This window comes from Rhodanobacter lindaniclasticus (genome assembly GCF_004799035.1).
In the GTDB taxonomy this organism is placed as follows: Bacteria; Pseudomonadota; Gammaproteobacteria; order Xanthomonadales; family Rhodanobacteraceae; genus Rhodanobacter; species Rhodanobacter lindaniclasticus.
Window position 1 is genome coordinate 30106 of sequence record NZ_MWIO01000033.1, and the last position, 22174, is coordinate 52279.

Sequence of the window (22174 nt, forward strand, 5' to 3'; positions counted from 1 at the left end):
GTCGACTTACAGCAAGACCACATCGAACTGTTCCTGCGAATAATGCTCTTCCGCCTGGAAGCGTATGCTCTTGGAGATGAACTCCTCCAACTCGGCGACCGCGGCGGATTCCTCTTCCAGGATGCGGCTCACCACGGAAGGGCTGGCCATCACCAGCAATTTCTCGGCGTTGAACTGGCGCACGGCACGGGTGATCTCGCGAAAGATCTCGTAGGTCACCGTCTCGGCCGTCTTCAGCATGCCGCGGCCGTTGCAGGCCGGGCACGGTTCGCACAGCTGGCGGGCCAGACTCTCGGTGGTGCGCTTGCGGGTCATCTCGACCAGGCCCAGCGCGGACATCGGGTACACCGTGGTCTTGGCATGGTCGCGTGCCAGTCCCTTGCCCAGCATGCGCAGCACCTGGCGCTTGTGCTCCTCATCGGTCATGTCGATGAAGTCGATGATGATGATGCCGCCCAGGTTGCGCAGCCGCAGTTGGCGCGCCGCGGCCTGCGCCGCCTCCAGGTTGGTGCGGTAGACGGTTTCCTCGAGATTGCGCGTGCCGAGATAGGCGCCGGTGTTGACGTCGATCGTGGTCATCGCCTCGGTCTGGTCCACGATCAGGTAGCCGCCGGATTTGAGCGGCACGTCCTTCTTCAACGCGCGCTGCATTTCGTCCTCGACGCCGTACAGGTCGAAGATCGGGCGCTCGCCGTCGTAGTGCTCTACGCGGTCGTCCAGCTGCGGCATGAACTTGTGCACGAACCGGGCCACCCGCTCGAAGGTTTCGCGCGAATCGACCCGCACCTTCTCGATGTCCTCGTTGAGCATGTCGCGCAGGCTGCGCAGCGGCAGCGACAACTCTTCGTAGACCCGTTCGCCCACGCGCGCCTTGGCGATGTTCTCCTGCACCACGCGCCACACCTTGCCCAGGTAGGTCACGTCGAACGCGAGCGACTCCGCACCCTGGCCCTCGGCATTGGTGCGCACGATGTAGCCGAGACGGTTGCCTTCGACCGCGTCCGCGCCGATCAGCGTGCCCAGCACTTCGCGCAAGCGCTGGCGCTCGACCTCGTCCTCGATGCGGGCCGAGATGCCCAGCGTGCGCGCATGCGGCAACAGCACCAGGTAACGCGAGGGGATCGACAGGTGCGCCGACAACCTCGCCCCCTTGGTGCTGATCGGGTCCTTCACCACCTGCACCACGATCTCCTGGCCCTCGTGCACCAGTTCGCTGATCGACGGCACGTGGCCGTTGCCGTTGCCGCCGGATTCCTCCTCCTCGACCGACGAGATCGCCGGGCGCACGATGTCCGAGGCATGCAGGAACGCGGCCCGCTCCAGGCCGATCTCGACAAACGCCGCCTGCATGCCCGGCATCACGCGCTGCACGCGGCCCTTGTAGATGTTGCCGACGTAGCCACGCCGCGAGGCCCGTTCGACGTGCACTTCCTGCAACATGCCGTTCTCGACCACGCCGACCCGGGTTTCACGCGGTGTCACGTTGATCAGTATTTCTTCACTCACCGCACACTCCCAGGCACGAGGCATCTTTATAGCCGTTGCCCATGCAGGCTGTCGATGAACGGCGACGGGAAATCGACCCGGCCGCACCGATACTGCAGAATGGGTCCGTTTTCCTCTCGTCCGCCGCGCCCGGAAGCTCGTGTTTCTTCAGGCCCGGAACCCGGCCCCGGCAAACTGGCACCCGGTTCGCGCGCGAAGAATCCACAGCCGGCGGTTCTCTCCACCAGCCCCGAGACCCGCCCACCACCCTGGAGCCTGCCGCATGACCACCCCGATACTGCTGGCCTGGAGCGGTGGCAAGGACTGCCTGCTGGCGCTGCAGCGACTGCTGGCCGATCCGGCCTGGCAGGTGGTCGGGCTGCTGACCACGGTCAACCGCAACTACCAGCGCGTGGCGATGCACGGCGTCCATCGCGAGGTGTTGCTGGCGCAGACGAGCGCGCTCGGCCTGCCGCTGGTCGAGGTGCTGCTGGACTGGCCCGGCAGCAACGAAGCCTACGAGAAAGCCCACGCCAACGCCCTGGTCGAGGCCCGCATGCGCTGGCCCGGCATCCGCCACTGCGCGTTCGGCGACCTGTACCTGGAGGACGTGCGTGACTACCGCGTGCGCCAGCTCGGCCGCGAAAACTGGCGCGCGGTGTTCCCGCTGTGGGGCGAAGACACGACGGCGCTGTCGCGACGTTTCGTGGGCGAGGGCCATCGTGCCGTGCTGTGCTGCGTGGACACCCAGCAACTGGACGGCGACTTCTGCGGCCGCGACTACGATGCAGGTCTGCTCGACGCCCTGCCGGCCGGGGTGGACCCGTGCGGCGAACGCGGCGAGTTCCACACGCTGAGCTACGCCGGCCCGCTGTTCCGCCACCCGCTGCGGCTGCGCCGCGGCGAATCGGTGCTGCGCGACGAGCGTTTCCAGTACACCGATTTCCTGCTCGACAAGCATGCTGGCCCGGCCTGACCTCATCCTGCCGGACCTGCTGGCGCCCGGATTGCGCTTGGTGTTCTGCGGCACCGCCGCCGGCGCTCGCTCGGCCGCGGAAGGCGCCTATTACGCACACCCGGGCAACCTGTTCTGGCCTGCGCTGTTCGAGGCCGGGTTCACCCCGCGGCAGTTTGCACCGGCAGACTTTCCGGAGCTGCTGCAGCTCGGCATCGGACTCACCGACCTGGCCAAGCGCCACAGCGGCAACGACGCCGAGCTGCCCCGCGACGCCTTCGACGCCGCCGCACTGCGCCGCAAGATCCGGCGCTGCCGGCCGCGCCTGCTCGCCTTCACCAGCAAGAACGCCGCCCGCGCGGCGCTTGGCCACCCGGTTGACCATGGCCTGCAGGACGAAACCTTCGGTGATACGCGCTTGTTCGTGCTGCCCTCGCCCTCCGGCCAGGCGCGCGGTCACTGGAACCCGCAGCCGTGGCGGGCGCTGGGCGCGTTGTACCGGGCCGAGGGCGGGTGCTGACGCGCCGGCAGCTTCAGCCGGCCGTCGTGGCCGGTGGCGCCGCTTCGGTCGCCGCATCCAGTACCCCGCAACGCAGCGGCGGCTGCACCGAACCGGCCGGTTGCGCATGGGTATCCGTCGGCAGCTCACGGCTGGCCAGCGCCGCGGCCACCGCGCTGATGTCCGAATCGCTCAGCCGACTGGCCACCTCGGCCATGCAGTCCGGCGCCAGCGTGGCACGGGTGTGCGTGCGCCATGAACCCAGTTGCGCACTGACGTAGTCGTAAGGCAGTCCCACCAGGCCGGGGATCGAGGGTTCCACGCCGGTCAGCTGCCTGCCGTGGCAACTGGCACAGGCGGGGATGCGCCGGGACGGATCGCCCTCTTCCAGCAATTGCGCACCGCGCTGCAGTACTGCGCTGGACACGGCTGGCGCCGGCGAGCGCTCGAACGGTACGCGCTGGGCAGCGAAGTATTCGGCGATTTCGCGTATGTACGTCGGCCCCAGTTCGCGCACGGTGTACTCCATCGGTGCGTACTTGCGCAGCCCGTCCTGGAAGTCCTGCAGTTGCCGCGCCAGGTACGCCGCGGGCTTGCCTGCCAGGCGCGGGAAATAGCCGCTGGCGGCACGCCCTTCACCCTGCACGCCGTGGCACGTGGTGCAGGCGGCGATGCGCTGCTGCAAGGTATCGGGAACCGCGGGATGGTCGGCGGCACGACTGGCGGTACCGAACCACAGGGCGACCGCGAACAGGATGGTCACTTCGAACGACTTGGCACGATGCAGGCTGGCGTTTGTAATCATCCGGCGATTGTACGCTGGCGACCGCAGCGCCCAAACTGCGCCGGCGCTAAGCTGGCCGGGCGACCACACGCCGCATCGTCGAACCCGGGGGTTACCGTGAACCGTCCAGCCGTCTGTTTCGTCGCACTGCTCCTGGCTTCTGCCACCGGCCTTGCGCCGGCGGCCACGCCGCCGCAGGTCGCCTACGCGTCGATCGAGCAACTGCAGCAGCGCATGGATGCCGGCACGCTGGACAGCCGTCAGCTGACCCGGGCGCTGCTCGACCGCATCCAGCGCATCGATCGCTCCGGCCCCGCCCTGCACGCAGTGATCGAGACGAACCCCGAGGCGCTGGAACTGGCCGGGGCACTCGACGCAAAGCGCACCAAGACCCACGGCCCCCTCTACGGCGTCCCGGTACTGCTGAAGGACAACATCGACACCGGCGACCGCATGCTCACCACCGCTGGCTCACTCGCGCTTGTCGATGCGCCGGCCTTGCGCGACGCCGGTCTGGTCGAACGCTTGCGCAAGGCCGGCGCGTTGGTGCTGGGCAAGACCAACCTGAGCGAATGGGCCAACTTCCGTTCCAGCCACGCCAGCAGCGGCTGGAGCGGGCGCGGCGGACAGACGAAGAATCCCTATGTGCTCGATCGCAATCCCTGCGGTTCCAGCGCTGGCTCCGGCGCTGCGGTGGCGGCCGGGTTGGTCACGGTGGCGATCGGCACCGAGACGGACGGCTCGATCATCTGCCCCGCGGCGATGAACGGCATTGTGGGCATCAAGCCTACCCTTGGCCTGGTCAGCCGCAGCGGCATCGTGCCGATCAGCCACAACCAGGACACCGCCGGCCCGATGGCCCGCAGCGTGGCCGATGCCACGGCCCTGCTCAGCGTGATCGCCGGCAGCGACCCGCGCGATCCGGCCACCGCCGACGCAGACAAGCACGCCACCGATTACACGAAGTTCCTCGACTCGAACGGGCTCAAGGGCAAGCGCATCGGCGTGGTGCGCCAGCTCGCCGGCGCCGAACCGAACGCCGACCGCGTGCTGGCGCAGTCGATCGCATTGATGAAGGCGCAGGGCGCGATCATCGTCGACCCGGTCAAGCTGCCGCACCTGGCCGATCTCGGCGAGCCGGAAATCACCGTGTTGCTGTACGACTTCAAGCACGACGTCAACGCTTACCTGGCCAGCCGCCATGGCCTCAAGGTGAAGACGCTGGCCGACCTGATCGCGTTCAACCAGGCGCATGCCACCGAAGAGATGCCGTGGTTCGGCCAGGAGTTGTTCGAGCAGGCCGAGCAGAAGGGGCCGCTCAGCGACAAGGCGTATACGGACGCGCTGACCAAGGCGAAACACTTGTCCGGACCGGAAGGCATCGACGCGGCGCTGCAGGCACAGCACCTGGATGCGCTGCTGGCGCCGTCGTGGGGGCCGGCCTTCGTCACCGATCCGGTGCTGGGCGACCACATCGTCAGCGGCGACCCCACCGTGGGCGGCGCCTCGCAGCCGGCGGCCGTGGCCGGTTATCCGTCGATCACCGTGCCGGCCGGCTTCGCCCACGGACTGCCGGTCGGTATCGTGCTGTTCGGCGCGAAATGGAGCGAGCCGACGCTGATCTCGATCGCCTACGGCTTCGAGCATCACGCCAAGGCGTGGCAAGCGCCGCAGTTTCTGCCTACCGTGGACGATTCGCCAGCGGCGTCCGCGCGCTGAGCATGTAATGCGTCAGCCCGCCCCGCCGGTCGACTTGCGCACGATCAGCATCGCCAGCTCCAGCGACTGCTCGTAATTCAGGCGCGGATCGACCATCGACTTGTAGGCGCGATCCAGGTCGCCCTCCTTGAGATCGCGCGCGCCACCGATGCACTCGGTCACGTCCTCGCCGGTCAGCTCCAGGTGCACGCCGCCCAGCCGCGTGCCGGCGGCGGCATGGATGTCGAAGGCCTGGTCGAGTTCACCGCGGATGTTGTCGAAGCGGCGCGTCTTGTGCCCGTTCGAGGTGCCCTCGGTATTGCCGTGCATGGGGTCAGCCACCCACAGCACGCGCCGACCTTCGCGCTTGACCGCTTCCAGCAGCGGCGGCAGCGCATCGGCGATCTTCGCCTGACCCATCCGGTGGATCAGGGTCAGCCGGCCCGGCTCGGCATGGGGATCGAGCACGTCGATCAGGGGCAGCAGCTGATCGGCGGTCACCGAGGGACCGATCTTGACCGCGACCGGATTGCGGATGCCTCGGAAATACTCCACGTGCGCGCCATCCAGTGCAGCGGTGCGCATGCCGATCCACGGGAAATGCGTGGACAGGTTGAACCAGCCCGGATTGCGCGGCACCTGGCGGGTCAGGGCCTGTTCGTAGTGCAGCAGCAGCGCCTCGTGCGAGGTGAAGAAATCCACCTTGGAGAAGCTGGCGATGGGCCCTGCCAGCGTTTCCATGAAATGCAGCGAGTCGCTGATCCCGGCGACCATCTTCCGGTATTCCGCAGCCAACGGGGAATGCTCGACCCAGGCCAGATCCCAGTACTCCGGATGACGCAGATCGGCGAAACCACCGTCGATCAATGCGCGCACGAAATTCATCGTCAGGGCGGAATGCGCATGCGCCTGGATGAGCCGCTGCGGATCGGGTCGCCGTGCAGTGGCGGTGAACTCCTGACTGTTGACCACGTCACCGCGGAAGCTCGGCAGGCTCACGCCGTCGCGGACCTCGTTGTCCGCCGAACGCGGCTTGGCGTATTGCCCGGCGAAGCGGCCGACGCGCAGCACCGGCTTCTTCAGTCCATGCACCAGCACCAGGCTCATCTGCAGCAGCACCTTCAGCCGGTTGGAAATCACCGGACTGGTGCAGTCGGCAAAGCTTTCCGCGCAATCGCCGCCCTGCAGCAGGAAGCGTTTTCCTTCCTGCGCCTCGGCCACCGCATCCTTGAGCGCGAGCACCTCCCACGAGGTGACCAGCGGCGGCAACTCGGCCAGGTGCGCACCCGCCCTGGCCAGCTCGATCGGATCGTCGTAGATCGGCTGCTGCAGGGCCGGGCGACGCTGCCAGGAGCCCGGCGTCCACGGCGCCGTATCGGCACCGGCCGCATCGGTCACATGGGCGGCCACGGCGCGGACACCGGAATCATGCCGCTTGTTCATGCGCGCGAGGCCTTGCGCCGCACCGCCACCACCGTCAGCGCGGCGAGCAGCACGAACCACAGCAAGGTCCACGCCGGCATCGGCAGGCCGAGAATCGGTTCGACCGTGGCGCATTCGCCGGAACCGGTGAAGACCATCCTCAGCACCTTGGCGAACGGGAACGCGCTGAACATGTAATCCAGCGGCGGCCCGCAGGACGGAATCTGGTCGGCGGGCAGCGACTGGATCCACAGGTGCCGCCCCGCCACCACGATGCCGAACGCCGCACCGAGCCAGACGCCCGCGGCATAGATCCAGCGCACGCCGCCCCGCGGCGCATGCAACGCGCCGAGCAGGAAGAACACGCCCATCACGATGAAGCCGACGCGCTGGAAGATGCACAGCGGGCAAGGCGTCATCTCCCAGACATATTCGGCGTACAGCGCGAAGCCCATCAGGGCGGCGCACACCAGGAAGCCGACAGCGAAGCTGAAACGGTACGACCAGCGCAATGGATTCATAAGGGTTTTGTTGCGTTGCGGGAATATGACATTACCCGTTCGGCGCAGCGCTGTCAGCACGCGATGCTGCAGCAACCGCGAAGACGGACCGGTGCCGGATCAGAAAAAGCAAAACCCGGCACGAGGCCGGGTTTGCGTGACGCTGCGGGCGACTATCAAGTCGTCCGGCCGGCACCTCATTCCGCGTCGACGGACTCGACCTGCGGGCGCCCCACCAGTTCGACATAAGCCATCGGCGCATTGTCGCCGTCGCGGAAGCCGCACTTGAGGATGCGCAGGTAACCGCCGGGACGCTCCTTGTAACGCGGGCCCAGCTCGACGAACAGCTTGCCCACCGCTTCCTTGTCGCGCAGGCGCGAGAAAGCGAGGCGGCGGTTGGCGACGCCGTCGGTCTTGGCCAGCGTGATCAGCGGTTCGGCGACGCGGCGAAGTTCCTTCGCCTTCGGCAGGGTGGTGCGGATCAGCTCATGCTTGAACAGCGACGAGGCCATGTTCTTGAACATCGCCTCGCGGTGGCTGCTGGTGCGGTTGAGCTTGCGTCCGGATTTCTGGTGGCGCATGGCAAATACTCTCTGGTCTGTTGTTATGAAAAGCCGGCACCTGCGTCCGGCTTCCCGCGGTTACCCGCTTGTGTGAGCCCCTTCGGAGCAGGCTCTTGTGAAGAGTGCGGCCGTGGATGGCCGCCTTTGGCGCTCGGTCAAGGCGCGATACGCACCTTGACCGATGTCTTGCTGCTGCGGCGATCAAGGAGATCGCACGAATACAACCATCAACCCAGCTGCATGCCGTGCGACAACCCCGGCGGCGGCCAGTTCTCAAGCTTGGTGCCCAGCGACAGGCTGCGCCCGCCCAGGACATCCTTGATTTCGGTCAGCGACTTCTTGCCGAGGTTCGGCGTCTTCAGCAGCTCGACCTCGGTCTTCTGCACCAGGTCGCCGATGTAGTAGATGCTCTCGGCCTTCAGGCAGTTCGCCGAACGCACGGTCAGCTCCAGATCGTCGATCGGACGCAGCAGCAGCGGCTCGAAACCGCTCTTCTCGGCCTTGTCCGTGGCGCTCTCGCGACGCGAGAAATCACCGAACACCGACAGCTGGTCGTTGATGATCTCCGCCGCCTTGCGCACCGCTTCCTCGGCGTCGATGGTGCCGTTGGTCTCGACGTCCAGCACCAGCTTGTCCAGGTTGGTGCGCTGCTCGACGCGCGCAGCGTCCACTTCGTAGGCCACCCGCAACACGGGAGCGAACGAGGCATCCAGCTGCAGGCGGCCGATCGGGCGCGCTTCGTCGTCCGGATGCTGGCGCGCGCTGGCCGGCTGGTAGCCGACGCCGCGACGCACCTTCAGGCGCATGTTGAGCGCGATGTCCTTGGTCAGGTGGCACAGGACGTGTTCGGGGTTGACGATCTCCACCGTGTGGTCGACCACGATGTCGCCGGCGGTCACCACGCCCTTGCCCTTCTTGGACAAGGTCAGCATCACTTCATCGCCCGAATGCTGACGAATCGCCACGTCCTTGAGGTTGAGCAGGACTTCGATCACGTCCTCCTGCAGGCCTTCCAGGGTGGTGTACTCGTGCAGCACGCCATCGATTTCAACCTCGACGATGGCGCTGCCAGGGATCGAGGAGAGCAGCACGCGGCGCAGCGCGTTGCCCAGGGTATGGCCAAAGCCACGCTCGAGCGGCTCGACCACCACCTTGGCGCGGTTGGCTCCGAGCTGTTCGACGCTGAGGCCACGCGGCCGCAGCACACTAGTTGACGAAACTGCCATGCAGAGCTCCGGTTAATTACTTCGAGTAAAGCTCGATGATCAATGCTTCATTGATGTCGGACGGCAGGTCGCCGCGATCCGGCACCGACTTGAACGTGCCTTCGAACTTCTTGGAATCCACTTCGACCCAGACCGGACGCAGGTCCATGGTGTCGAACACGGTGGCCGCTTCCTGCACGCGCAGCTGGCTGCGCGCCTTCTCGGTCAGCGCGATCGCGTCGCCCGGGCGCACCTGGTAGGAAGGAATGTTCACCTTCTTGCCATTGACCAGCACCGCCTTGTGGGCGACCAGCTGGCGGGCCTGGGCGCGGGTGACCGCGAAGCCCATGCGGAACACGACATTGTCCAGGCGGCTCTCGAGCAGGCGCAGCAGGTTCTCGCCGGTATTGCCCTTGAGCGTGGTCGCCTTGGTGTAGTAGTTGCTGAACTGGCGCTCGAGCACGCCGTAGATGCGCTTGACCTTCTGCTTCTCACGCAGCTGGACGGCGTAGTCGGACATGCGCATGCGCTTGTTCGCGCCATGCTGGCCGGGCTTGTTTTCCAGTTTGCACTTGGAATCCAGCGCGCGCGCCGGGCTCTTCAGGCTGAGATCCGCACCTTCGCGCCGGGCGAGTTTGCAGGTAGCTCCACGATAACGGGCCATGTTTCTTCTCTTTCAGATAGTCCGGCCGCGGCCGGTGCTTGATTCTCGCGATCGAAAACGACCGCCCTCAGACACGCCGCTTCTTGGGGGGACGGCAGCCGTTGTGCGGGATCGGCGTGACGTCGATGATGTTGAGCACCTTGTAGCCCAGCGCATTCAGCGAACGCACCGCCGACTCGCGACCCGGGCCGGGGCCCTTGATGCGCACTTCCACCGTCTTCACGCCGTAGTCGCCAGCGGCGCGGCCAGCCTTCTCGGCGGCGACCTGCGCAGCGAACGGGGTGGACTTGCGCGAACCGCGGAAACCGGCACCGCCGGCAGTCGCCCACGACAGGGCATTGCCCTGGCGATCGGTGATGGTAACGATGGTGTTGTTGAAGGAGGCCTGCACGTGGGCCACGGCATCCGTGACAACGCGCTTGATCTTCTTCTTGGTCTTGACCGGCTTAGCCATGGTTTGAAGGCTCTTCTCGATGAGTGCGGCCACGGATGGCCGCTTTTTTGATCTTCGCGGTCACGGACGACCGCACAAATCCAGAGGCAATCACTTCTTGATTGCGCGACGCGGGCCCTTGCGGGTACGCGCGTTGGTACGGGTGCGCTGCCCGCGCACCGGCAGGCCGCGACGATGACGCAGGCCGCGATAGCAGCCCAGGTCCATCAGCCGCTTGATCGCCATGCCCACCTCGCGGCGCAGATCGCCTTCGACGGTGTACTTGGCGATTTCCAGGCGGATCTTTTCCACTTCGCCTTCGCTCAGCGACTTGATCTGGGTGGTCGGGACCACGCCCGCGTCCACGCAAACCTGCTTGGCGCGGCTGCGGCCGATACCGTAAATGCTCTGCAGACCTACCCAGACGTGCTTCTGGACCGGCAAATTGACACCCGCAATGCGCGCCATGAGTACTCTCTCCGAATGCGTTTCGTGCGCGGTAAACGCGCAATTTTAACCTGAATTACCCGAACAGGAAAGCCCTGCGGCGCCGAGGCACCGCAACTCTCCGACCTTGAGCCTCTTCCCGCTGCCTCAACTGCGGCGGAGATTGGCCTTCTTGAGCAGACTCTCGTACTGGTGACTGACCAGATGCGCCTGGATCTGCGCCGTGAAGTCCATCACCACCACCACCACGATCAGCAGCGACGTGCCGCCGAAATAGAACGGTACGTGCCACGCCTGCTGCATGAACGACGGCACCAGGCAGACCAGCACCAGGTAGATCGCACCAACCGCCGTCAGGCGTGTCATCACCGCGTCGATGTAGCTGCCCGTGGCCTTGCCCGGGCGAATGCCGGGAATCAGGGCGCCCGAGCGCTTCAGATTGTCCGCCGTCTCTTCCGCGTTGAACACAATCGCCGTGTAGAAGAACGCAAAACCGATCACCAGCACGGAAAAAGTGATTTCATACAACGGGTTGCCGGGGCTCAACGACTGCGTCAGATCCTGCAGCCAACGCGACTGATGGCCCGTGCTGAACCAGCTCACCGCGGTGGCCGGGAACATCAGCAAGCTCGACGCGAAGATCGGCGGGATCACGCCCGACATGTTGATCTTCAACGGCAGGCTGGAGCTCTGGTTCTGGTATGCCTTCTGCCCGCCTGAGCGCCGTGCGTAGTTCACCGTGATGCGCCGCTGGGCGCGTTCCACGAACACCACGAAGGCGGTCACGGCCAGCACCAGACCGAACACCACCAGCAGCATGAGCAGCGACAACTCGCCGTTGTTGGCCATGCCCAGCGTGTGCACCACCGCGCCGGGCAAGCCGGCCACGATACCGGCGAAGATCAGCAGCGAGATGCCGTTGCCGATACCGCGCTCGGTCATCTGTTCGCCCAGCCACATCAGGAACATGGTGCCGGCGGTCAGGCCGACCACGGACGAAAATATGAAGCCGAAGCCCGGCGTATACACCACCGGAGCGCCTCCTGCGGCCACCTGACCCTGCAGGGCCACCGCGATGCCGAAGGACTGGAACCCCGCCAGCAACACCGTCGCGTAACGGGTATAAGCCGTCATCTTGCGCTTGCCGGCCTCGCCCTCCTTGCGCAGGGCCTGCAGACTCGGCACCACCGCGCCCATCATCTGGAACACGATCGAGGCCGAGATGTACGGGATCACGCCGAGCGCGAAGACCGAGAACCGCTCCAGCGCTCCGCCCGAGAACATGTTGAACATGTCCATCAGGCCATTGCCGTTGACCAGGTTCGTCATCGCCTCCGGGTTGACGCCCGGGACCGGAATGAACGAGCCGAGACGGAATACCATCAGCGCACCCACCACGAACAGGATGCGCTGACGCAGCTCCGTCAGCTTGCCGAGTTTGCCCAGTGCGTTGCCCTTGGCTACGGCCACCGTCTTACTCCACGCTTCCGCCGGCTGCCTCGATGGCCGCCTTCGCGCCCGCCGTGGCCAGCAGACCGGACAACTTCACCGCGCGACCGATCTCGCCCTTCAGCACCACCTTGACCTTCTTGGCGCGGCTGTCGATCAGGCCAGCCTGATGCAGCGCCACCACGTCGATCACGTCGCCCTTGAGGTTGGCCAGCTGGTACAGGAACACTTCCTGGCTCTGCGCCTTCAGCTTCGAGCGGAAACCGATCTTCGGCAACCGCCGGTTCAGCGGCATCTGGCCGCCTTCGAAACCGAACTTGTGGGTGCCGCCCGCGCGGGCGTGCTGGCCCTTGTGGCCGCGACCGGCCGTCTTGCCCAGGCCCGAACCGATGCCGCGACCCACGCGCAGGCGGGTCTTGCGGGAACCGGCGGTCGGCTTGATGTCATTCAGACGCATGATGATTACTCCTCGACCCGGACCAGGTAGTAGACCGTGTTGATCAGCCCACGCACCTGCGGGCTGTCCTTCAGCTCGCGCACGTCGTTGACCTTGCCCAGACCCAACGCCTTGACGCTGAGGCGATGGCGCGCCTGCACGCCGCGCAGGCCCTTGACCAGGCGCACGCGCACGGTAGCAGCGGATTCGTTCTTCTTAGCCATTGCCCAGCACCTCTTCCAGACTCTTGCCCCGCTTGGCGGCGATCTTCTTGGGCGAGGCAACCGCCTGCAGACCCTTGATGGTGGCGCGCACCAGGTTGATCGGATTGCGCGAACCGACGGCCTTGGCCAGCACGTTCTTGACGCCGACCACTTCCAGCACCGCACGCATGGCGCCGCCGGCGATCACGCCGGTACCTTCGGAAGCCGGCTGCATGTAGACGCGGGCCGCACCGTGGTTCGCCTTGATGGCGTACCAGAGGGTGCCGTTGTTCAGTTCGATGTTGACCATCTGGCGACGGGCACGCTCCATCGCCTTGGAAATGGCCACCGGCACTTCACGCGCCTTGCCATAGCCGAAGCCGACCTTGCCCTCGCCGTCACCGACCACGGTCAGTGCGGTGAAGCTCATCTGGCGGCCGCCCTTGACGGTCTTGGCCACCCGGTTGACGGCAATCAGCTTCTCGAGCAGGCCGTCCGAATTTTCGCGATCGTTAGAAGACATGTTCTATTCCGTGTGCCCGGACCATCCGGGACTTTTGCTTGCGGCTTGGCCGCTTGTAGTTGTTGGTGTTGCCGGGATGCGGCAGACGGGACCCGGGATTCGCGTGGCGGATTCTTTCGACTCCGCAGCCTGAACTCCGTGCCCCGGCTCCTCAGAACTTCAAGCCAGCTTCGCGGGCGGCCTCGGCCAGCGCCTTGATGCGGCCGTGATAGCGGAAACCGGAGCGGTCGAACGCCACCGATTCCACGCCTGCAGCCTTCGCGCGCTCGGCCACGGCCTTGCCCACCGCCGCGGCGGCAGCCAGGTTCTTGGTGCCCTTCAGGCCTTCGGCGACCGACTTCTGCACGGTGGAGGCAGCTGCCACCACGTTCTTGCCGGAGGCATCGAACACCTGCGCATACAGGTGTTGCCCGGTGCGATGCACCGACAGGCGAGCCACGCCCAGCTTGCGGATGTGGCTGCGGGTGGACTTGGCGCGACGCAGGCGATTTTCGTTCTTGTTCATCTCTCAATTCCTCGAAAGCGGATCGGCTTGATGGGCTGTCATCTGCTCTTTGTGAAAAGTCTGGCCATGGATGGCCAGTCTCTACGCGCAGGGACAGCGCACTTACGCCTTCTTGGCTTCCTTCAGGGTGATCTTCTCGCCGGCATAGCGCACGCCCTTGCCCTTGTAGGGTTCGGGTGGGCGGAAGCCGCGAATCTTGGCTGCGACCTGGCCGACGACCTGCTTGTCGGTGCCCTTGATCAGCACTTCGGTCTGGGTCGGCGTCTCGATGCTGATGCCCTCTGGCGCATCGAACACCACCGGATGGGAGAAGCCCAGACTGAGGCTCAGGGCCTTGCCCTGCATGGCGGCGCGATAACCGACGCCAACCAGCTCAAGCTTGCGCTCGTAACCCTGCGAGACGCCGGTGACCATGTTGGCGATCAGCGCACGCGCCGTACCGCCGAACTTGTCGTCCACGCCTTCGCCCAGCGTGATATTCGCCACGCCGCCGTCGATGGCGACCGTGACGCCCGGCAGCTGATGCACGGACAAGGTGCCCTTCGGGCCCTTCACCGAGATGTTGCCTCCAGCGGTCGTCAGCTCGACGCCCTTCGGCAGGGAAATGGGTTGTTTGGCTACACGTGACATTGCAAGACTCCTTATGCCACTTGGCCGATGACTTCGCCGCCCAGGCCCTTGGCGCGGGCCTGCGCATCGGTCAACAGACCAGCGGAAGTCGAGATGATCGAAATGCCCAGGCCGCCGAGGACCTTCGGCAGCTCGTCCTTGCCGCGGTAAACGCGCAGGCCGGAACGGCTGACCCGGGAAATGTTCTCGATGGCGGGCTGGCCGTCGAAATACTTGAGCTTGATCTCGAGCACCGGCTTGCCTTCCTCGACGGAAGTCTTGGCGTCGAGGATGTAGCCCTCGTTCTTGAGAAGGTTGGCGATGGCCACCTTCAGTTTCGACGACGGCATACGCACGACCGGCTTGCCCGTAGCCTGGGCATTGCGGACGCGCGTGAACAGATCGGCGATGGGATCAGTCATGCTCATGAAAACATCCTTCAGAGTGCACCGATATCCGATAAAACCGGAAATCAATCAGATTGTGAGCCGGCAAAGAAGCCAGCCTGCGTTGCGCAGACCGCCGACTATAGCAGCAATTTCGGGTTTTGGCGAACATCGGATGCGTTAGTCGCATCCACCGGCAGCATGCGGCGCCACCGGTCGAATCGGTGCGCCGGAACAGCCGGCGCGCCGATTCTGCAGGTTGTGGATTACCAGCTGGCCTTGCGCAGGCCCGGCACGTCGCCGCGCATGGTGGCTTCGCGCAGCTTGTTGCGCCCCAGGCCGAACTTCGCATACACGGCGCGCGGGCGACCGGTCAGGGCGCAACGCGTACGCACGCGCACCGGGCTGGCATCGCGCGGAAGCTTCTGCAGGCTCGCCTGCGCTTCCATCTTCTCGTCGTACGAAGCCGCCGGGTTGAGCACGATCGCTTTCAGCTCGGCGCGCTTGCCGGCGTACTTCTGGATCAGCTTGGCCCGCTTGACGTCGCGGTTCACCATTGATTTCTTGGCCATAATTTATCGCTGCTCTTTCAAAGAGTCCGGCCACGAATGGCCAGGTTCATCAAGGATGATCGCTCAGTTCCGGAACGGGAAGCTGAAGGCCGTCAACAGGGCCTTCGCCTCGTTGTCGGTCTGCGCCGTCGTGGTGATGGAGATATCCATGCCGCGCAACGCATCGACCTGGTCGAAATCGATCTCCGGGAAGATGATCTGTTCCTTGATGCCGAAGTTGTAGTTGCCACGACCGTCGAACGCCTTGGCCGAGACACCGCGGAAGTCGCGCACGCGCGGCAGCGAGATGTTGATCAGGCGATCAAGGAACTCCCACATCTGCGCACGGCGCAGAGTGACCTTGCAGCCGATCGGCCAGCCATCGCGGATCTTGAACGAAGCCACCGAAACCCGGGCCTTCGTGGTGATCGGCTTCTGGCCGGCGATCTTGGCCATGTCGGCCACGGCGTTCTCGAGCACTTTCTTGTTGCCCGCCGCTTCGCCCACGCCCATGTTCAGCGTGATCTTGGTGATGCGGGGAACCTGCATCACGTTCTGGTAGCCGAACTGCTCGGTGAGCTTGCCGATTACCTGGTCTTTGTAGAATTTTTCAAGGCGCGTCATGATCGTGTTCCTTACGCGTCCACGACCTCGCCATTCGAACGGAACACGCGGACCTTGCGCCCATCAGCGAGCGTTTTGGAACCGACGCGTTCACCCTTGTTCGTGGCGGGGTTGAACAGCTGCACATTGGAGAGATGGATCGAGGCTTCACGCTCGACGATGCCGCCAGCCTGGTTGGCCTGCGGGTTCGGCTTGGTGTGACGCTTGACCAGATTCACGTTGGAGACGAATACGCGATCGCCTGCAACACGCAGCACGTCGCCGCGCTGACCCTTGTTCTTGCCGGTGATCACCAGGACCTGATCACCCTTGCGGATACGGTTCATTGTCTTGACTCCGCTTCAGAGCACTTCGGGCGCGAGCGAGACGATCTTCATGAACTTCTCGTTGCGCAACTCGCGGGTAACCGGCCCGAAGATACGGGTACCGATCGGCTCGAGCTTGTTGTTGAGGAGGACCGCTGCATTGCCGTCGAAACGGATCAGCGAGCCGTCGGGACGGCGCACGCCCTTGGCGGTACGGACCACCACGGCGTTGTACACCTCGCCCTTCTTCACCTTGCCGCGGGGAATGGCATCCTTCACGGTGACCTTGATCACGTCACCGATCGAGGCGTACCGGCGCTTGGAGCCGCCGAGCACCTTGATGCATATCACTTCCTTGGCACCGCTGTTGTCCGCTGCGGAAAGCGTGCTTTGCATCTGGATCATGGCTGCACCCTCCTCAGACGTTGGCGCGCGTGATGATTTCAACCACGCGGTGATGTTTGGTCTTGGACAACGGACGGCACTCGGCAATGCGCACGAGATCACCCTCGTTTGCACCGAGGTCATCCTGCGCATGCAGCTTGGTCGACCGACGGATGGTCTTGCCCAGCAGCCAATGCTGCTCCTGGCGCTCGACCAGGACGGTGACCGTCTTGTCCATCTTGTTGCTGGTGACGCGACCCTCGAGGGTGCGTGCCTTCTTCTGGTTCTCGCTCATCTCGGCCGTCCCTTACTTCTTGCTGCCGAGCACGAATTTCGTGCGGGCGATGTCACGCCGAACGCGGCGAAGCTGGTGCGGCTGGGTGAGCTGGCCGGAACCCTTCTGCATGCGCAGGTTGAACTGCTCCTTGCGCAGGTCCAGCAGATGCTGGTTCAGCTCGTCGGCCGACTGGTTGTTGATATCTTTGCTGGCCATCACATCACCGCCCGTGTCACAAACTGGGTCTGCACCGAGAGCTTGGCGGCAGCCAGGCGGAACGCCTCGCGTGCCGTCGTCTCGTCGACGCCCTCGATTTCATACAGCATGCGGCCAGGCTGGATCGGAGCGACCCAGAACTCGACGCCGCCCTTGCCCGCGCCCATGCGCACTTCGATCGGCTTCTTGGTGATCGGCTTGTCCGGGAACACGCGGATCCACAGCTTGCCGCCGCGCTTGACGAAGCGGGTGATGCAACGACGGGCCGCCTCGATCTGGCGCGCGGTGAGCGCGCCATGCGTGGTCGCCTTCAGGCCGTACTCGCCGAAACTGACGAGGTTGGAGCACTGGGCCAGACCGTCGTTGCGGCCTTTGAACTGCTTGCGGTATTTGGTTCGCTTGGGTTGCAACATGGCAACTCTCCCTTACTTCGCAGACCGCTCGCGACGGCCTTCACCGGCCTCGCGACGCGAATCATTACGACGGCCTTCGCCACCTTCACGGCGCGACGGCGACGGTTCGTCCTTCGACTCCTGGCTGGCGGCGGCCAGATCGAAGATCTCGCCCTTGTACACCCAGACCTTGATGCCGATGATGCCGTAGGTGGTGCTCGCCTCGGCGAAACCGTAGTCGATATCGGCGCGCAGCGTATGCAGCGGCACGCGACCTTCGCGACTCCACTCGGAGCGGGCGATCTCGGCGCCGTTCAGGCGACCGGAGACGTTGATCTTGATGCCCAGCGCGCCCAGGCGCATCGCATTGCCGACCGAGCGCTTCATCGCGCGGCGGAACATGATGCGGCGTTCCAGCTGCTGCGCGATCGACTCGGCCACCAACTGCGCGTCCAGCTCCGGCTTGCGCACCTCGTTGACGTTGATGTGCGTCGGGACGCCCATCATGTCGCTGACTTCCTTGCGCAGCTTCTCGATGTCCTCGCCCTTCTTGCCGATCACCACGCCCGGACGGGCGGTGTGGATCGTCACGCGCGCGGTCTTGGCCGGGCGCTCGATCTGGATCTTCGAGATGCCGGCGGCGGCCAGCTTCTTCTTCAGCATGTCGCGGACCTTGATGTCGGCCACGAGATACTTGGCGTAATCGCCCTTGTTGGCGAACCACTTCGCGTTCCAGTCCTTGGCAATGCCGAGGCGGATACCGGTGGGATGAACTTTATGACCCATCGTCTATATCCTCAGTCAGTTGCCGACAACCACAGTGATGTGGCTGGTACGTTTCAGGATGCGCGAACCGCGGCCCTTGGCACGGGCATACATGCGCTTCATCGCCGGACCTTCGTCGACGAAGATGCTTGACACCTTCAACTCGTCGACGTCGGCGCCGAGATTGTTCTCGGCATTGGCGACGGCCGACAGCAGCACCTTGCGAACCAGGTGCGCAGCCTTCTTGTTGGTGTAGGTGAGCACGTCGCTGGCCCGGCCCACGGGAAGCCCGCGGACGAGGTCGGCCACCAGGCGTGCCTTTTGCGCCGAAATGCGGGCGCCGCGCAGGATCGCTTTGGCTTCAGTGCTCATCACTTGCCCTTCTTGTCGCCGACATGGCCTTTGAACGTGCGTGTCACCGCGAACTCGCCGAGCTTGTGCCCGACCATGTTCTCGTTGATCAGGACGGGCACGTGCTGACGGCCGTTGTGGATGGCGATGGTCAAGCCGACCATTTCCGGCAGGATCATCGAGCGGCGCGACCAGGTCTTGATCGGGCGCTTGTTGTTGGCGGAAACCGCAGCTTCCACCTTCTTCGCGAGGTGAAGGTCGACGAAGGGACCTTTCTTCAAAGAACGAGGCATGTCGGCTTCCTGTTACTTGGTACGACGACGCACGATGAACTGCTGCGTGCGCTTGTTGTTGCGGGTCTTGTAGCCCTTGGCCGGCGTGCCCCACGGGCTGACCGGATGACGACCGCCAGAGGTCTTGCCTTCACCACCGCCGTGCGGATGGTCAACCGGGTTCATCACCACGCCGCGAACGGTCGGGCGAATGCCTACCCAGCGCTTGGCACCGGCCTTGCCCAGCTTCTTCAGGCTGTGCTCGCCGTTGCCGACTTCGCCGATGGTGGCGCGGCAATCGACGGAGACGCGGCGCATCTCGCCGGAGCGAAGGCGCAACGTGGCGTAACCGGACTCGCGGGCGACCAGCTGCACCGAGGCGCCGGCGCTGCGGGCGATCTGCGCGCCCTTGCCGGGGCGCAGCTCCACGCAGTGGATCGTGCTGCCCATCGGGATGTTGCGCAGCTGCAGGCAGTTGCCGGCCTTGATCGGTGCCTCGCGGCCCGACACCAGGCGGTCGTCCACCTGCACGCCCTTCGGCGCGATGATGTAACGACGCTCGCCGTCGGCGTAGCACAGCAGCGCGATGTGCGCGGTGCGGTTGGGATCGTACTCGATGCGCTCGACGCGGGCGGCGATGCCTTCCTTGTCGCGCTTGAAATCGATGATGCGGTAATGCTGCTTGTGACCGCCGCCACGATGACGGGTGGTGATCCGGCCATGGTGATTGCGGCCACCGGTGCGGGACTGCGCCTCGGTCAACGGCGCATAGGGCGCGCCCTTGTACAGGCCTTCCGTGCGGACGCTGACGGCGTCGCGACGGCCCGGCGAGGTCGGCTTGTGGTTGATTAGTGCCATTTCACAGAACTCCTGGCTCAGGCCTTGGCGGATACGTCGATGGCTTGGCCATCGGCAAGACGCACGTAGGCCTTGCGCTTGCCCTGGCGATTGCCAGCGCGGAAACGGAAGGACTTGACCTTGCCCTTGACGTTGACGAGGTTCACCTGCTCGACCTTGACGTCGAACAGCTTCTCCACCGCATCACGGACATCGGCCTTGGTCGCCGCGGGGGCGACCAGGAACACATACTGGTTGTGCTCGGCGAGGCGCGCCGACTTCTCGGAGATATGCGGCGCACGCAGCGTGTCGAGAATGCGTTCGTTGCTCATGCCAGCCACTCCTCGATCTTCTTCACCGCGTCGACCGTGACCACCACGTGGTCGGAGCCGACGAGACTGACGGGGTTCAGGCCCATCACATCCAGCACGTGGATGTAGGGAATGTTGCGCGCGGCCAGGAACACGGACTCGGAGGCGTCCTCGGACACCAGCAACACGCGACCGGACACCCCAAGCTCGGCGAGCTTGGCAACCATCGCCTTGGTCTTGGGTGCTTCGATGCCGAAGCTCTCAACCACCTTCAGGCGACCCTGGCGGACCAGCTCGGAAAAGATCGAGCGGATCGCCACACGGTAGGCCTTGCGGTTGACCTTCTGCTCGTAGCTGCGCGGCTTGGCGGCGAACGTGACACCACCACCGACGAAGATCGGGGCGCGGTAGTCACCGTGGCGGGCACCGCCGCCCTTCTGCTTCTTGAACTTCTTGGTGGTGCCGGACATCTCGCCGCGCGACAGCTGCGCCTTGGTACCGGCGCGGCCGGCGGCCTGGTAGGCAACCACGACCTGGTGAACCAGGGCCTTCTTGTACTCGCCGCCGAACACGTCGTCCGACACGCTGAGCGGCTTGGCACCAATGACATTGAGTTCCATGGTGTCTCTCCTCAGCTCTTGGTCGTCGGGCGGATGATGACGTCGCCACCGGTGGCGCCCGGTACCGCACCCTTCACCGCGATGAGGTGACGCTCGGCGTCGACCTTGACCACTTCCAGGCCCTGCTGGGTACGATTCACGTTACCCATCTGGCCGGCCATCTTCTTGCCGGGGAACACGCGACCCGGCGTCTGGCGCTGACCGATCGAGCCCGGCGCGCGGTGCGACAGCGAGTTGCCGTGGGTGGCGTCACCCATCTTGAAGTTCCAGCGCTTGATCGTGCCCTGGAAGCCCTTGCCCTTCGACACGCCGGCGACATCGACGATCTGGCCGACGGAGAACACGTCGTCCGCCTTGATCTCGGCGCCCACTTCGTACTTGCCGAGATCCTCGGCAGCCACGCGGAATTCCCACAAACCACGGCCCGGCTCGACCTTGGCCTTCGCGTAATGACCCTTCAGCGGCTGCGTCAGCAGGTTCGCGCGCTTGCTGCCCGCGGAAACCTGGACGGCACTGTAGCCATCGTTGTCGTCCGTCTTCACCTGGGTCACGCGGTTCGGCGTCGCTTCAATCAGCGTCACCGGAATCGAGCGGCCGTCTTCAGTGAAGAGTCGGCTCATGCCGCATTTGCGGCCAACCAATCCGATACTCATCTTCGTATCCTGTCTGTCGCTCAACCGAGCTTGATCTGAACATCGACGCCAGCGGCGAGATCAAGCTTCATGAGCGCGTCCACGGTCTTGTCGTTCGGGTCGACGATGTCGAGTACACGCTTGTGCGTACGGGTCTCGTACTGGTCGCGTGCATCCTTGTCGACGTGCGGCGACGTCAGAATGGTGTAACGCTCGATCTTGGTCGGGAGCGGGATCGGGCCGAGTACCGTGGCACCCGTGCGCTTAGCCGTCTCGACGATTTCGCTGGCGGAGCGGTCGATCAGTCGATGATCGTATGCCTTCAGCCGAATGCGAATCTTCTGGTTCGCCATAACCGTGTCCTGTTGTCGAAAGAACGTTCTGTGATGCCGGAGTGGCTTCTCACCACGCCGCACTGCCCTTTTGCCACTTGTCCGGGGCCTTCAACGATCCGGCAGCCCCTTTGAAAAACACCAGGCGAGCATCGATCCGCTCGCCTGGCACAATCCGAATCTCGCGCAAAACGACGTGCCAACAGGGCTAACCCCGCGATCACGTCGACTTGCGAAGGCCGATCCACGGCCAGCGAACTCGAAGCACGTCCTGCGCCTCATTTCGCGGTTGGTCGTCCAGAAATACATCTGTCCGACAAGTGAGCTGCGAAGTATACCGGCAAATCCGGGATTAGTGAAGGGGTACGTAACAACATCGCCCTTGACTTGTTCCGGCTCAACGGCGGGAGTTATCCCGGCAGCGTGCGGCTCCGTTCGCCCGGTGACCTTTACTTCAGCCATCCTCCCTGATGGCAAAGATCAAACCGGCATCCATGCCGGACTTCTCACAAGAGCTATTACTTGATGACCTTGGCCAC

At 64.7% G+C, this 22174-nt stretch carries 34 protein-coding genes; 3 read left to right on the forward strand and 31 right to left on the reverse strand.

What is annotated here, in order from left to right; genetic code table 11:
- Positions 1 to 6: 6 nt before the first annotated feature.
- On the reverse strand, positions 7 to 1506 hold the full coding sequence (gene rng, locus B1991_RS12770; RefSeq protein ID WP_136259065.1) for a ribonuclease G: 1500 nt from the start codon (positions 1504 to 1506) through the stop codon (positions 7 to 9).
- A gap of 262 nt (positions 1507 to 1768) precedes the next feature.
- On the opposite strand from rng, the gene B1991_RS12775 reads away from it, so the two are divergent.
- Together B1991_RS12775 and B1991_RS12780 are read left to right on the forward strand one after the other, a co-directional pair.
- The gene (locus B1991_RS12775) at positions 1769 to 2461 is read left to right on the forward strand and encodes a Dph6-related ATP pyrophosphatase (RefSeq protein WP_136259066.1); all 693 of its coding nucleotides are present in this window, start codon (positions 1769 to 1771) and stop codon (positions 2459 to 2461) included.
- Entirely contained in the window at positions 2445 to 2960 is a 516-nt protein-coding gene (locus tag B1991_RS12780) for a mismatch-specific DNA-glycosylase (protein WP_136259067.1), read from the forward strand. The genes B1991_RS12775 and B1991_RS12780 overlap by 17 nt, the downstream gene beginning before the upstream one ends.
- Positions 2961 to 2973: 13 nt before the next feature.
- Here B1991_RS12780 and B1991_RS12785 read toward each other — a convergent pair whose 3' ends face one another.
- Positions 2974 to 3744, reverse strand: a complete 771-nt coding sequence (locus tag B1991_RS12785; RefSeq protein WP_136259068.1) for a c-type cytochrome — start codon at positions 3742 to 3744, stop codon at positions 2974 to 2976.
- Positions 3745 to 3840: 96 nt separating this feature from the next.
- Between B1991_RS12785 and B1991_RS12790 the strand changes: the two genes are divergently transcribed.
- Positions 3841 to 5442, forward strand: a complete 1602-nt coding sequence (locus B1991_RS12790) for an amidase (protein ID WP_136259069.1) — start codon at positions 3841 to 3843, stop codon at positions 5440 to 5442.
- A 12-nt stretch (positions 5443 to 5454) separates the two neighbouring features.
- Here the strand turns inward: B1991_RS12790 and B1991_RS12795 are convergent, their stop codons facing one another.
- The 29 genes from B1991_RS12795 to rpsJ all read right to left on the reverse strand — a co-directional run bounded on the left by B1991_RS12795 (position 5455) and on the right by rpsJ (position 21656).
- Complete coding sequence (locus B1991_RS12795; RefSeq protein WP_210772129.1) at positions 5455 to 6864, reverse strand: class II 3-deoxy-7-phosphoheptulonate synthase; 1410 nt, start codon at positions 6862 to 6864, stop codon at positions 5455 to 5457.
- Positions 6861 to 7364 carry a disulfide bond formation protein B gene (locus tag B1991_RS12800; protein WP_136259070.1) on the reverse strand — a complete coding sequence of 168 codons (504 nt, stop codon included), beginning with the start codon at positions 7362 to 7364 and terminating at the stop codon, positions 6861 to 6863. Before B1991_RS12800 ends, B1991_RS12795 begins: the two co-directional genes overlap by 4 nt.
- A gap of 176 nt (positions 7365 to 7540) precedes the next feature.
- Complete coding sequence (gene rplQ / locus B1991_RS12805; RefSeq protein WP_136259071.1) at positions 7541 to 7924, reverse strand: 50S ribosomal protein L17; 384 nt, start codon at positions 7922 to 7924, stop codon at positions 7541 to 7543.
- 209 nt (positions 7925 to 8133) lie between these two features.
- Positions 8134 to 9132 carry a DNA-directed RNA polymerase subunit alpha gene (locus B1991_RS12810; protein ID WP_136259072.1) on the reverse strand — a complete coding sequence of 333 codons (999 nt, stop codon included), beginning with the start codon at positions 9130 to 9132 and terminating at the stop codon, positions 8134 to 8136.
- Between the two features lie 16 nt (positions 9133 to 9148).
- On the reverse strand, positions 9149 to 9775 hold the full coding sequence (rpsD, locus tag B1991_RS12815) for a 30S ribosomal protein S4 (protein WP_136259073.1): 627 nt from the start codon (positions 9773 to 9775) through the stop codon (positions 9149 to 9151).
- Between the two features lie 67 nt (positions 9776 to 9842).
- Positions 9843 to 10229: a 30S ribosomal protein S11 gene (gene rpsK / locus B1991_RS12820; protein WP_007513384.1), complete on the reverse strand. Its 387-nt coding sequence runs from the start codon at positions 10227 to 10229 to the stop codon at positions 9843 to 9845.
- A 90-nt stretch (positions 10230 to 10319) separates the two neighbouring features.
- Positions 10320 to 10676 carry a 30S ribosomal protein S13 gene (rpsM, locus tag B1991_RS12825; RefSeq protein ID WP_136259074.1) on the reverse strand — a complete coding sequence of 119 codons (357 nt, stop codon included), beginning with the start codon at positions 10674 to 10676 and terminating at the stop codon, positions 10320 to 10322.
- Positions 10677 to 10802: 126 nt separating this feature from the next.
- Entirely contained in the window at positions 10803 to 12125 is a 1323-nt protein-coding gene (secY, locus tag B1991_RS12830) for a preprotein translocase subunit SecY (RefSeq protein ID WP_136259075.1), read from the reverse strand.
- A 4-nt stretch (positions 12126 to 12129) separates the two neighbouring features.
- On the reverse strand, positions 12130 to 12567 hold the full coding sequence (rplO, locus tag B1991_RS12835; RefSeq protein ID WP_210772130.1) for a 50S ribosomal protein L15: 438 nt from the start codon (positions 12565 to 12567) through the stop codon (positions 12130 to 12132).
- On the reverse strand, positions 12567 to 12764 hold the full coding sequence (rpmD, locus tag B1991_RS12840) for a 50S ribosomal protein L30 (protein ID WP_136259077.1): 198 nt from the start codon (positions 12762 to 12764) through the stop codon (positions 12567 to 12569). The genes rplO and rpmD overlap by 1 nt, the downstream gene beginning before the upstream one ends.
- A complete protein-coding gene (gene rpsE, locus B1991_RS12845) occupies positions 12757 to 13266 on the reverse strand; it encodes a 30S ribosomal protein S5 (RefSeq protein WP_136259078.1) in 510 nt (169 codons plus the stop codon). The genes rpmD and rpsE overlap by 8 nt, the downstream gene beginning before the upstream one ends.
- A gap of 151 nt (positions 13267 to 13417) precedes the next feature.
- Positions 13418 to 13771 (reverse strand): 50S ribosomal protein L18, encoded by a 354-nt coding sequence (gene rplR, locus B1991_RS12850; RefSeq protein WP_136259079.1) that lies wholly within the window; start codon positions 13769 to 13771, stop codon positions 13418 to 13420.
- A gap of 102 nt (positions 13772 to 13873) precedes the next feature.
- Positions 13874 to 14401 carry a 50S ribosomal protein L6 gene (gene rplF, locus B1991_RS12855; protein ID WP_136259080.1) on the reverse strand — a complete coding sequence of 176 codons (528 nt, stop codon included), beginning with the start codon at positions 14399 to 14401 and terminating at the stop codon, positions 13874 to 13876.
- A gap of 11 nt (positions 14402 to 14412) precedes the next feature.
- Complete coding sequence (rpsH, locus tag B1991_RS12860) at positions 14413 to 14808, reverse strand: 30S ribosomal protein S8 (protein ID WP_136259081.1); 396 nt, start codon at positions 14806 to 14808, stop codon at positions 14413 to 14415.
- A 224-nt stretch (positions 14809 to 15032) separates the two neighbouring features.
- Entirely contained in the window at positions 15033 to 15338 is a 306-nt protein-coding gene (gene rpsN, locus B1991_RS12865) for a 30S ribosomal protein S14 (RefSeq protein ID WP_136259082.1), read from the reverse strand.
- 63 nt (positions 15339 to 15401) lie between these two features.
- The gene (gene rplE / locus B1991_RS12870) at positions 15402 to 15944 is read right to left on the reverse strand and encodes a 50S ribosomal protein L5 (protein WP_210772131.1); all 543 of its coding nucleotides are present in this window, start codon (positions 15942 to 15944) and stop codon (positions 15402 to 15404) included.
- Positions 15945 to 15952: 8 nt separating this feature from the next.
- Positions 15953 to 16267 (reverse strand): 50S ribosomal protein L24, encoded by a 315-nt coding sequence (gene rplX, locus B1991_RS12875; RefSeq protein ID WP_136259084.1) that lies wholly within the window; start codon positions 16265 to 16267, stop codon positions 15953 to 15955.
- 15 nt (positions 16268 to 16282) lie between these two features.
- Positions 16283 to 16651 carry a 50S ribosomal protein L14 gene (gene rplN / locus B1991_RS12880; RefSeq protein WP_136259085.1) on the reverse strand — a complete coding sequence of 123 codons (369 nt, stop codon included), beginning with the start codon at positions 16649 to 16651 and terminating at the stop codon, positions 16283 to 16285.
- A 13-nt stretch (positions 16652 to 16664) separates the two neighbouring features.
- Complete coding sequence (gene rpsQ, locus B1991_RS12885; protein ID WP_136259086.1) at positions 16665 to 16925, reverse strand: 30S ribosomal protein S17; 261 nt, start codon at positions 16923 to 16925, stop codon at positions 16665 to 16667.
- 12 nt (positions 16926 to 16937) lie between these two features.
- Complete coding sequence (gene rpmC / locus B1991_RS12890) at positions 16938 to 17123, reverse strand: 50S ribosomal protein L29 (protein ID WP_136259087.1); 186 nt, start codon at positions 17121 to 17123, stop codon at positions 16938 to 16940.
- Entirely contained in the window at positions 17123 to 17536 is a 414-nt protein-coding gene (gene rplP, locus B1991_RS12895) for a 50S ribosomal protein L16 (protein ID WP_136259088.1), read from the reverse strand. Before rplP ends, rpmC begins: the two co-directional genes overlap by 1 nt.
- 12 nt (positions 17537 to 17548) lie before the next feature.
- Positions 17549 to 18301 carry a 30S ribosomal protein S3 gene (gene rpsC / locus B1991_RS12900; RefSeq protein WP_136259089.1) on the reverse strand — a complete coding sequence of 251 codons (753 nt, stop codon included), beginning with the start codon at positions 18299 to 18301 and terminating at the stop codon, positions 17549 to 17551.
- 15 nt (positions 18302 to 18316) lie between these two features.
- On the reverse strand, positions 18317 to 18652 hold the full coding sequence (gene rplV, locus B1991_RS12905) for a 50S ribosomal protein L22 (protein WP_007082179.1): 336 nt from the start codon (positions 18650 to 18652) through the stop codon (positions 18317 to 18319).
- Positions 18652 to 18924 carry a 30S ribosomal protein S19 gene (gene rpsS / locus B1991_RS12910; RefSeq protein WP_108473256.1) on the reverse strand — a complete coding sequence of 91 codons (273 nt, stop codon included), beginning with the start codon at positions 18922 to 18924 and terminating at the stop codon, positions 18652 to 18654. Before rpsS ends, rplV begins: the two co-directional genes overlap by 1 nt.
- A gap of 12 nt (positions 18925 to 18936) precedes the next feature.
- On the reverse strand, positions 18937 to 19761 hold the full coding sequence (rplB, locus tag B1991_RS12915; protein ID WP_136259090.1) for a 50S ribosomal protein L2: 825 nt from the start codon (positions 19759 to 19761) through the stop codon (positions 18937 to 18939).
- Between the two features lie 17 nt (positions 19762 to 19778).
- Positions 19779 to 20072, reverse strand: coding sequence for a 50S ribosomal protein L23 (rplW, locus tag B1991_RS12920; RefSeq protein ID WP_136259091.1), 294 nt, complete (start codon positions 20070 to 20072; stop codon positions 19779 to 19781).
- Positions 20069 to 20671 (reverse strand): 50S ribosomal protein L4, encoded by a 603-nt coding sequence (gene rplD, locus B1991_RS12925; protein ID WP_136259092.1) that lies wholly within the window; start codon positions 20669 to 20671, stop codon positions 20069 to 20071. The genes rplW and rplD overlap by 4 nt, the downstream gene beginning before the upstream one ends.
- Positions 20672 to 20682: 11 nt before the next feature.
- A complete protein-coding gene (gene rplC / locus B1991_RS12930; RefSeq protein ID WP_136259093.1) occupies positions 20683 to 21324 on the reverse strand; it encodes a 50S ribosomal protein L3 in 642 nt (213 codons plus the stop codon).
- A gap of 20 nt (positions 21325 to 21344) precedes the next feature.
- The gene (gene rpsJ / locus B1991_RS12935) at positions 21345 to 21656 is read right to left on the reverse strand and encodes a 30S ribosomal protein S10 (protein ID WP_007082173.1); all 312 of its coding nucleotides are present in this window, start codon (positions 21654 to 21656) and stop codon (positions 21345 to 21347) included.
- Positions 21657 to 22174 lie beyond the last annotated feature (518 nt).

Coding starts and splice junctions, on each gene's coding strand:
- B1991_RS12775 (WP_136259066.1), top strand. CDS start 1,769: ATGACCACCCCGATACTGCTGGCCTGGAGCGGTGGCAAGGACTGCCTG.
- B1991_RS12780 (WP_136259067.1), top strand. CDS start 2,445: ATGCTGGCCCGGCCTGACCTCATCCTGCCGGACCTGCTGGCGCCCGGA.
- B1991_RS12785 (WP_136259068.1), bottom strand. CDS start 3,744: ATGATTACAAACGCCAGCCTGCATCGTGCCAAGTCGTTCGAAGTGACC.
- B1991_RS12795 (WP_210772129.1), bottom strand. CDS start 6,864: ATGAACAAGCGGCATGATTCCGGTGTCCGCGCCGTGGCCGCCCATGTG.
- B1991_RS12800 (WP_136259070.1), bottom strand. CDS start 7,364: ATGAATCCATTGCGCTGGTCGTACCGTTTCAGCTTCGCTGTCGGCTTC.
- rplQ (WP_136259071.1), bottom strand. CDS start 7,924: ATGCGCCACCAGAAATCCGGACGCAAGCTCAACCGCACCAGCAGCCAC.
- B1991_RS12810 (WP_136259072.1), bottom strand. CDS start 9,132: ATGGCAGTTTCGTCAACTAGTGTGCTGCGGCCGCGTGGCCTCAGCGTC.
- rpsD (WP_136259073.1), bottom strand. CDS start 9,775: ATGGCCCGTTATCGTGGAGCTACCTGCAAACTCGCCCGGCGCGAAGGT.
- rpsK (WP_007513384.1), bottom strand. CDS start 10,229: ATGGCTAAGCCGGTCAAGACCAAGAAGAAGATCAAGCGCGTTGTCACG.
- rpsM (WP_136259074.1), bottom strand. CDS start 10,676: ATGGCGCGCATTGCGGGTGTCAATTTGCCGGTCCAGAAGCACGTCTGG.
- rpmD (WP_136259077.1), bottom strand. CDS start 12,764: ATGGCTAAGAAGAACGAATCCGCTGCTACCGTGCGCGTGCGCCTGGTC.
- rpsE (WP_136259078.1), bottom strand. CDS start 13,266: ATGTCTTCTAACGATCGCGAAAATTCGGACGGCCTGCTCGAGAAGCTG.
- rplR (WP_136259079.1), bottom strand. CDS start 13,771: ATGAACAAGAACGAAAATCGCCTGCGTCGCGCCAAGTCCACCCGCAGC.
- rplF (WP_136259080.1), bottom strand. CDS start 14,401: ATGTCACGTGTAGCCAAACAACCCATTTCCCTGCCGAAGGGCGTCGAG.
- rpsH (WP_136259081.1), bottom strand. CDS start 14,808: ATGAGCATGACTGATCCCATCGCCGATCTGTTCACGCGCGTCCGCAAT.
- rpsN (WP_136259082.1), bottom strand. CDS start 15,338: ATGGCCAAGAAATCAATGGTGAACCGCGACGTCAAGCGGGCCAAGCTG.
- rplX (WP_136259084.1), bottom strand. CDS start 16,267: ATGAACCGTATCCGCAAGGGTGATCAGGTCCTGGTGATCACCGGCAAG.
- rplN (WP_136259085.1), bottom strand. CDS start 16,651: ATGATCCAGATGCAAAGCACGCTTTCCGCAGCGGACAACAGCGGTGCC.
- rpsQ (WP_136259086.1), bottom strand. CDS start 16,925: ATGAGCGAGAACCAGAAGAAGGCACGCACCCTCGAGGGTCGCGTCACC.
- rpmC (WP_136259087.1), bottom strand. CDS start 17,123: ATGGCCAGCAAAGATATCAACAACCAGTCGGCCGACGAGCTGAACCAG.
- rplP (WP_136259088.1), bottom strand. CDS start 17,536: ATGTTGCAACCCAAGCGAACCAAATACCGCAAGCAGTTCAAAGGCCGC.
- rpsC (WP_136259089.1), bottom strand. CDS start 18,301: ATGGGTCATAAAGTTCATCCCACCGGTATCCGCCTCGGCATTGCCAAG.
- rplV (WP_007082179.1), bottom strand. CDS start 18,652: ATGAGCACTGAAGCCAAAGCGATCCTGCGCGGCGCCCGCATTTCGGCG.
- rpsS (WP_108473256.1), bottom strand. CDS start 18,924: ATGCCTCGTTCTTTGAAGAAAGGTCCCTTCGTCGACCTTCACCTCGCG.
- rplB (WP_136259090.1), bottom strand. CDS start 19,761: ATGGCACTAATCAACCACAAGCCGACCTCGCCGGGCCGTCGCGACGCC.
- rplW (WP_136259091.1), bottom strand. CDS start 20,072: ATGAGCAACGAACGCATTCTCGACACGCTGCGTGCGCCGCATATCTCC.
- rplD (WP_136259092.1), bottom strand. CDS start 20,671: ATGGAACTCAATGTCATTGGTGCCAAGCCGCTCAGCGTGTCGGACGAC.
- rplC (WP_136259093.1), bottom strand. CDS start 21,324: ATGAGTATCGGATTGGTTGGCCGCAAATGCGGCATGAGCCGACTCTTC.
- rpsJ (WP_007082173.1), bottom strand. CDS start 21,656: ATGGCGAACCAGAAGATTCGCATTCGGCTGAAGGCATACGATCATCGA.